This is a genomic window from Cupriavidus sp. 8B (assembly GCF_054589115.1).
This window is the reverse complement of record NZ_BAAILO010000260.1, coordinates 1-5,934: the sequence shown is the minus strand read 5'-3', so window position 1 is coordinate 5,934 and position 5,934 is coordinate 1. Positions and strand designations below refer to the sequence as shown.

General features: G+C 59.0%; 4 protein-coding genes. 1 reads left to right on the top strand and 3 read right to left on the bottom strand.

Annotated features, from left to right (window positions below; translation table 11 throughout):
* Positions 1–78 precede the first annotated feature (78 nt).
* Entirely contained in the window at positions 79–684 is a 606-nt protein-coding gene (locus ACYP5B_RS26040) for a Mu transposase domain-containing protein (RefSeq protein WP_459571625.1), read from the bottom strand.
* A gap of 8 nt (positions 685–692) precedes the next feature.
* Positions 693–1,325, bottom strand: a complete 633-nt coding sequence (locus ACYP5B_RS26035) for a hypothetical protein (protein WP_459571623.1) — start codon at positions 1,323–1,325, stop codon at positions 693–695.
* Positions 1,326–2,848: 1,523 nt separating this feature from the next.
* Here ACYP5B_RS26035 and ACYP5B_RS26030 point away from each other — a divergent pair.
* Positions 2,849–3,772, top strand: a complete 924-nt coding sequence (locus tag ACYP5B_RS26030; RefSeq protein ID WP_459571622.1) for a LysR family transcriptional regulator — start codon at positions 2,849–2,851, stop codon at positions 3,770–3,772.
* Between the two features lie 120 nt (positions 3,773–3,892).
* Here ACYP5B_RS26030 and ACYP5B_RS26025 read toward each other — a convergent pair whose 3' ends face one another.
* Complete coding sequence (locus tag ACYP5B_RS26025; RefSeq protein WP_459571621.1) at positions 3,893–4,522, bottom strand: glutathione S-transferase family protein; 630 nt, start codon at positions 4,520–4,522, stop codon at positions 3,893–3,895.
* Between the last annotated feature and the right edge of the window lie 1,412 nt (positions 4,523–5,934).

Sequence of the window (5,934 nt, the reverse complement as noted above, 5' to 3'; positions counted from 1 at the left end):
ATCTTCCCAGCCATGCAATCGACTCCCGATCAACGCCTTGATCAGATAACGCGTCAGACTCGAATCGGTTGTCATGATTTATACAAGTCTCAATAGGCTGTTGACGCCCCGGTGCTGGCGGGCTTGGTGCTTGCATGCTTCGAGTTCTTCTATGTGCGCCCGCAGCTCGATCTGCTCGCCGCGGTCGTTGCTGCGGCGACGCCGGGCAATCACCTCGGCCCCATCCAATACCCGGACCTGCTCCAGATCGGCGCGCACCGTCAGCGTGCGGCGCACATGCGTGTGCGGGATCGAGTAGTCGTTCAGGAAGAGGCGCACGTAGGGGGTCTTGCCGACCTTGACCTCAACCTGCTCCTCCACGGGATACGGATTGTCTGGCAACGCCAGCAACAGCGGCTGCTCCATGGCGAAGGCCTCGCGTACCGTCACCGCCGGATCTTCCGGGTATTTCCGGTCTGCCGCCTGGGTGCGGCACCAGTGCTCAGCCTGCACGTTCAGATCGTCCAGGTCTGCGAACTTGCGCGCAGCAAAGAAGCTGTCGCGCACGTAGCGGATGGCCCGTCCGACGCGCCCTTTCTCGTTGCCCCGTGCCACCGCCACCGGGCAAGGCTCGAACCGGTAGTGCCCGGCAAACGCTAGTAGCGTCGGATGGAAGCGGATCGCGTCACCCTGGCGCTCGAGCACGGCGCTCTTTAAATTATCGTGGAGGATGACCTTGTGGCGCGATACCGGAGGTAGCTCCGCAGTGCGCCGGCCAACGTTCCGGCGCTGGCGACACTCCATCGCTGGAGCATCTCGGTGAAGAACCGGCGCAGATGATCTGCGGTAAGGGGTAGCAGATTGGTTCGATCGGCGCTCACTCGCTGCTCAATGAATGGCCGCAAGGTGCGCAGGCGCAAGGCACGCGTGCTCGGAGCGAGCCCTCTGGCCAGGCGCATATAGTCGTCGTAATGCCACAACTCCTCATCGACGATGTCATTGCTTCCCTCGGTGATCGGAATGCCTTGCTCGTGAAGTAGCGCCCTCAGATGCGCTAGCGCTGCATGATGATGACCCCGATCACGAGACACCTCTGGCGGACAACCGCACTTAGCGAGATGTCCGTCAAGGAAGAGCTTGGGACGCTCGACTGACGCGATTGCGCCACCGGGACGTCGCTGCGCCCAATGCGCAAAGTGGGCCAGGCAGTACGTATAAGAGCGCACAACCTCGCTGGCGTAGCGACGCTCCACGAGTCGTTCCCAGAACGGTTGAACGAGTTCGGCGATGTTGCTGCGGCGCAGCCATGAAGCTGCTGCTGGACGGATCGAAGCGAGTGCATCCATAAAATCTCCTGTGGTTGGATTGCCACTGGAGGACACCACTTACGTAATGCGAAGTCCATGGCTGCATCGCCACGCCACCGATCGCGTGTTGCACAGGGCTCGGGAACTCCGCGGGAGCCCCGACTTCGCATAAGCCGTCGCTTCGCATAATTCCTCTCATGCACATAAGAGCATGAGAGGAAGAAGCGCAGGTAGATGTCGCGCGAGTACGACAGCACCATCACAAAGGCCATCAGCGGCCGGCGGGCCCGGCCTATCTCCAGGTGATCGAAGTGGGCCCAGTCACATTGGCATTGTTCACCTGGCAGCGTGCGCAGCCTCAGGAGTGCCTCGGCCACGGGGCGCGGCCGGTAAATGGCAAGCAGATGCCGGAAGTGGTCCGCCTCTCCTTTGTACCCGCGCTGGCGCACCATCTCCCACAGGCGGCGGGCCGTCAGCGTGGGGAATTTCTCCAGCGTCTGGAGGCTGAATGGCAGGTATGGCTCGACGCTCGAGCCGCGTACCGGCCCATGCCGTGGCAGCCCGGCTTGCGCCAGCACCCGTCGCACGGTGTCATGATGCGATGCACGCCAAGTTGGCGCGCAATGGTGCCGCAGCGCCATTTCTCGACGTGATAGTAGCGCAGGATCTGCGCCTGTCGTTCAGCTCCTATAGTCAATCTGGGTCTCCGCGATTGAAGTGATAAACACGACGGGGATCTCGACGACGCACAAAGCCGGTATGCACCGGCGCTGGCAACGGGCAGCCACAGCAGTGACAGCGCGACTTCGCCGGCGCTGACCTCTTCGTACAGGTGATGTCCTCCAAAGAATGCCCCTTCCGCGCACTTTTTTGGGGCGCTGCAATTCTCGATGACGGCTCAAGCGCGTCACAGCCGGTGTTGGGCACCTAGCACTTCGTGTCGCATGATGACTATCGCACCGAAAGTCCTCTTCCGTCCTTCATCGAATAGCCTTAAATTCATAATGAAGCATACCAAGTCAGATAGTCATAGAACTTATAAGTTGAACGTTCTCATTCTCATTCTGACTGTTGGTAGTACACACAAGCAGCCGGTCGGATTGCCACAGATCGTTCGTCTTATCGATATCTTCGTGGTCCGTATGGCGCGTTTCCTCCGGCGGACGCACAGAATGGCCAGGCTCAACTGTTAGCCAAAACGCATGGGCATTTGCTCACTGAGCAAAACAGAATTGATCTAAGTCGGCCATTGTTAGCCGCTTCCCTTGTGGCTAGAATACGTTCACTCCGACGGGACCTCAAACGGCCCTGCGTAGCGTTTGACGACGTAGCTAACGAAGCCCGTTAGATAGAAGCGGCCGTCAACAGCGCGTTCGGATCAGTTGCGCTCTCCTGGTAGCTTTGATTTGCAGCTCCTGCGCTGGAGCAGAGCGCTGCGCCGACCAAGCCACGGCAGCTGACGTGGTGCTTTGATGGATCGCCGATGCACTTGCCTATGCCCGAAGCAGCCGATGATTGGCCCGTCGCGATCCACCCTTACGCGCCGGGCAAAGGAAAGGCTAATGGATCTGTCTTCGGTTGAAGCGTTTGTTCGGGTCGCGGAGGCGAAGAGCGTCACTGAGGCAGCCCGAATGATGGGCCTATCAATCTCCGGAGTGAGTCGGGCCGTCAGTCGCCTGGAGGCCCAGACTGGCGTGGTGTTGCTGAATCGCACAACGAGAAGCGTCGGCATAACGGCGGAGGGTGAAGCTTTCTTTGAGCGTTGCAGGAGGGTCCTCGCAGACCTAAAAGACGCAAAGACCGAGTTGATAGAGTCGACCGGCGGCCCAACTGGGAAACTAAGGATCACAGCACCCGTTGGCTACGGCAAGTCGGTTTTGATTCCGATGCTGACGCCGTTCAGGCGGCACTATCCCAAGCTAGTTGTCGAAACAAGCCTGTCGGACGCCGCCGTCGATGTCTTGGATGAAGGCTTCGATCTGGCGATCAGAGTTGGGGAGCTCATTCCTTCGAAGCTAGGGTCTTGCAGCCTCGGCGCCACACAATGGATTGCCTGCGCCAGTCCCGATTATCTTAGCGAACGCGGATTCCCCGAGGTTCCTGACGATCTACAAGCCCACGATTGTGTCGCGTATTTTTCACCAAGCACCAGGCGATTTCACGACTGGCACTTCTCCCTTGGCGAAACGCCACGGGTTGTGAAGATCGGCGACATGGCGCGGAACGTTGTCGACCATTGCGATGCCCTCGTTGACGCAGCCCTCTCCGGCGCGGGCATTGTCTACCTACACGACTACACTGTTCAGCGTCACATCGACAATGGCTCGCTGCTCCGGGTGCTCTCAGACTTCAAAACGCCACGACGGTCCATCCAGGCTCTCTATCCCATGGCGCGCGCCGTCACGCCCAAAATTCGAGCATTCATCGCACACGCTGTCGATAGCGTGAGCCCTTCGCCCCAGGCCCACCAAATCCCCGCGGCCTAGTTCACCCGCCGCCCGTTGGTAGGAGGCTCCCTATTGGTTCGATTCTGGCCCGCCCTTGCCCCTCCGGTCCGCTGCCGGCGGCAGACCCGCTGCGCGGAATCGGCCGTCCAGATCTGACACTTACGCGGTAACTGGAACCAGCCCCTCGACCTTCTTTATCGCTCGCCCAACGGCCGGACGGCTTTGCACCGCATCGTACCAACGCCGAACGTTGTCGAAGTCATCCAGCGTCAGATCGGGAAACCCACGACGCCAGATCCAACCGAAATGAGCAATGTCGGCAATGGAAAACTCGTCTCCTGCCGCGTACTCGCGCTCTTCCAAAATCCCATCGAGCAGCCCCAGTTGCCGCTTCGCTTCCGTGACGAATCGCTCTACCGCGTGAGGAATTTGCTCAGGCGCAAACTTCTGGAAGTAGCCGGCTTGCCCGAAGGCCGGACTGAGGCCCGATGCGTGCACGAACAGCTGCTCAAACGTTCTGGCTCTGACCGCCGGGTCACGGGGTAGGAGCTCCCCATGCTTTTCGGCAAGGTACACCAGAATGGCCGCCGACTCACTCAACACTAAGGCGCGCTCCAAGTCCACGATTACCGGCACTTTCCCATTGGGGTTGAGCGCAAGAAAGCTGTCACGCTTGTGCTCACCTTGGCGCACGTTGATGGCGTGAAGTTTGTAGGGAACCCCGAGCTCCTCCAAAGCGATATGGACCTTGACGCTGTTAGGCGTGGAGAAAGCGTAAACCTCATACATGAGATGTTCCTCAGTTCATGTGCCGCATCCAACGGCGGTTGTGTTGGATTCCAAGAATCAGGAAGTTGCGCCACTCAGCTGGAATGCGCGCCCAGCCGCGTAGTTACGGTATGCCATTCGAGCGCAGGGGAGACTTACTCCACAGCGACAATCTCACGAAAACGCGTACGCAACGGCCCGCCACGCGGCGGTCACTCAACCTCACAGGAAACCGATAACCCGAGAGCCGGTTTAACGGAGCATTCGACGAGATCGCGCTTCTGTCAGTCGAGTGGCGCCGTAAGGCGAGCTTCGCACAGCTAGGCCGCTATGCTGGAACAAGATCCCCCAGTGCGGTAGACGCCAGGCACGAATAACATCCATTCCCGCGCGGAATATGTGTATCCCCGACCTTGAAACGGTGCAGCGTGAAGCATGACCGCCAACGTCGACCGGAATGCGCTAAACCCAAGCGACAGAAAACCCTGCGCCAGCGCCGCGCCGCGCAAGTCGCCATACCGTCTCCACAGCTTGAACAGCGAGGCAAGCAGCGAGAGGCAAGACATCCGCGCGGTTGGGAGAAAGCGCGCGGCCGGGACATGCACATGAGTCCTATCGGGGGGTTCATCCTAGTGACCATCACCTTCGCGTGGTAGTACCCGAATTAACATATGGGTTATTCCAACTGGGAATGACCATGGCGCAAGAAGAACCGCGGCATTAGCAGATATACCACGCGTCTATTTGCCGTTAAAAACCAAAGGGCTATTCCTCAAGCGCATGACAGTTATCACCGCGCCGGGTCTATCCATCGCTCATCAATTCCGGGACGATTCCTCGTAGAGGGCGCGACTCAGCGATAGACCCGACAGGAGTGGCAACGGCGTGGCCATTACCGTCTCGACGCGATGCCGGAGATGCGCCGAGAGTCGTGAGGGGAGAGCTATGTTGGGGCTATGCGGTCATTCGACAGTCTGGCACAAAGCAGTCAGGCAAGGGTAGTTAGGTATAACCGAACACGTGAAAGTGGACACCTGCTAGGTCAGAGCACAAGACGGAGCTATTGGTATCAGTCGAACAGCGGTCGCTCCGCTTGCGGCCGAGAGCCAGCTGGTCACCTGGATACTGTCTTCAGTAGAAGGAGAGGGGCGTGAAGGACTCGATTTATGGATCGTGGTCAACCGATTCATCGGCCGCCACGAGAAATGACGTGGAGAAAGAGTTCGAGCTCGTGGCAAGGGCCGCCAGAAACGAGCTGAAGCGGGAGAATGAACGTGCGAATTCAGGTTTCTTTGAAGCACTTATTGAGACTTGCATAAATGATGACATCACCACAACTCGGCCTGCTTCCAGCACGCGGCAATGATGTTGGCGCGTTGCTGTGCGCTGCGCAGCCGATTGCGGGCGGTCGTTTTGAGTTCGGTGAGCGAGTG